Source organism: Bradyrhizobium sp. SUTN9-2 (assembly GCF_003122645.1).
GTDB classification, from domain to species: Bacteria; Pseudomonadota; Alphaproteobacteria; order Rhizobiales; family Xanthobacteraceae; genus Bradyrhizobium; species Bradyrhizobium yuanmingense.
Window position 1 is genome coordinate 2,740,053 of record NZ_LAXE01000001.1, and the last position, 2,235, is coordinate 2,742,287.

The 2,235-nt window shown below is 53.8% G+C and carries 3 protein-coding genes; all 3 read right to left on the reverse strand.

Annotated elements, in window-relative coordinates:
• The coding region (locus XF30_RS12460) for an ATP-dependent nuclease (RefSeq protein ID WP_109142876.1) at positions 1-1,602 on the reverse strand (1,602 nt) is incomplete at its 3' end.
• 37 nt (positions 1,603-1,639) lie between these two features.
• The gene (locus XF30_RS12465) at positions 1,640-1,891 is read right to left on the reverse strand and encodes a hypothetical protein (protein ID WP_109142877.1); all 252 of its coding nucleotides are present in this window, start codon (positions 1,889-1,891) and stop codon (positions 1,640-1,642) included.
• A gap of 22 nt (positions 1,892-1,913) precedes the next feature.
• Positions 1,914-2,235, reverse strand: a 322-nt coding sequence (locus XF30_RS38870) for a hypothetical protein (RefSeq protein ID WP_204524509.1), incomplete at its 5' end; no start/stop codon positions are given.

Genomic DNA, 2,235 nt, shown 5'->3' on the forward strand with positions numbered 1-2,235 from the left:
CTCAGCGCGGTCATCGTCCAATAGAACAAGAACCTTCAATTCCTCTGAGGCTAGTAGTGCGGCCATATAGGAGACTTTCCCAGCCCCGCCCGCGGGAGTGATCGTCAGCTCTTCAGGAAGCGCCGGAACACCGGTTGCCGCAAAGTGCGCGTTCACTGAAGAAAGGATCCAGAAGTCGGTTACACCCTCGACTATAAGATTCGAGTGTCCCACAAAAAGCGTTTGGGATAGCTGGTATCCAAGAGCCGCTTGGAGCGGAAAGAGTGTTCTCGAATCCCCCGTCGGCACGTTGGAGACCTTAGTGCCGGTCTTCTCATCGATATTGACCGTTCTAACGATCTCTAGCGCGTCGGGTGGCACCATGAACGGGGAGTGTGTGGTGTAGATGATCTGGTTCTCGTAGTCCTCGCGGAAGTGCTTGAGCAGATGCTCCTGTGATTTGGCGTGAAGGTAGAGGCCGGGCTCATCCAGGAGAAGAATGGCGCCATCTGCATTCCCACCTTGAGTGTCAGCTGAGAATGTAATGTAGAAGGCGAAGAACCACCTGAATCCTCGGCTACGCTCATCCAGGTTAACTTCAACAGGATACTGTGAGTTTGGGTCAGAAACCAAAATAGTGACGTTAGGACCGTCGATGTCGACGCGAACCATCAACTGCCGATCTTTCCAGAGACGACGAATTTCGCCTGTCACAAGCGAACTAGCGCGGTTGAGAATTTGTCCCCTTAACTCATGGTCATTGCGCTTTTCGTAGAGTTCTTGAGGCTTAAAGCCTGCGACCTTAGCCAATTTTTCGAAGTTGTCTTCCCGTTCCTTGGTGGCGGGATTTTGTCCTCGGCGCTCAACGAACGATGAAAGCTCTTGATGTCCATATAACTCCGGGAAATCCGCGATGTAAACAAATTGCGGAAGCCATCCGATGACCAGTTTATGGGCGGCCAACTTATTTGCATCGTAGCTAGTTATTTTGAGTGCCTGATCTTCAAGCTCCGTGAGGAGTTCGTCCTGTTTGTCGTCAAGCATAATGCTCGCAGCACCGAGCTGTTTCCTCAGAGCGGCGGCAGCTGGCGTTACAGCACCGGCCCAAGCCTTTGAAACGGTATTCGCATTGGCCTTTTCAAGAGCGCCCCAAGCACCTTCAACTTGAGTCTTCTGCTCACCTTCCAACGCAGTCCACCTCGGCTCAAGGACGGGCCTCAGCCGCTTGAGCACGCTCGCCATTTTTCGCGCATCCAACTCAGGCGGCATTGTTTTGAATTGGGTCCAAATAGCTTCAGCGGCGTATCCGCGGCCGATCGCCACCGTATCGAGTGGACCTAACAGCGGATGAAGCTCTTCCGCTTCCTCAGGCGACAGAGACCACCAGCTCCAAACAACAACGGTGTTGCTTTTGCATTCCTCCAGCCTGCGGCTGCGGGGAAAGTCTTTGACCGGGGTCAGGGGCTGCCTGCCCCCAGGCGGGTTTAAGGACGCCAATGCCAGAAGCAGGTTTGATTTCCCGCTTTCGTTGCGCCCGACTAGGGACGTGAGATCATTAACGTTGATCCAGCCGCTATCCTCAACGGAGCGGAAGTTCTGGATCTGAAAACTCGTCAGTTTCATAGCCCCTCAGAATTTACTGGTTGCATGTTGTCCGGGATCACCCCGGAATTTCGGTCAGATTGCGCCATACAGGGCGGCCTGTTGCCTTAGTGAAGCGCGCAGCAATCTCGTCCAAATTATCGTCCCCGTCAGCCAAGATGAGGACGCCTTCAATTCCGTCCTCAATCATGCCGGTTACTGCGGTGGGCGCGTAGCCAAAGGGGCCGATGGTGACCTCGTGCCCTCGCTGCATGAGCGTCGCGGTGTACCAACCAGCAACGTCGGCGGCGGATAAGATCGCAATTTTCATTTGTAGGACTGACTCGATTCAATCATTTGAGCTGACTGCATCTCCCGATTGTTAGCGATGGCGTGTCCGTCCCGTCGCCGCTTAGAAAACTGCCTCCGTAGATCTGCTGGAAGCGTAGCGTCTTAGTGTCCATCAGGAAGCCAATGTGCTGGCCACCGCACACAATTCGGCTAGATATCTCGGTCGAAACTAGGCGCTCGCGTTTACACTGGTTGACTGTCTGCTGCGATCCAATTTGTTTGACGACATAGTTGTAGCCGTAGTTCGTCGTCGGGTCTGTTTCCTCAATCAAGAAGCTGTCATCCTTCACATTAAATCGCGCGTGCTGCCACTCCGACCCGTTT

Coding starts and splice junctions, on each gene's coding strand:
- XF30_RS12465 (WP_109142877.1), bottom strand. CDS start 1,891: ATGAAAATTGCGATCTTATCCGCCGCCGACGTTGCTGGTTGGTACACC.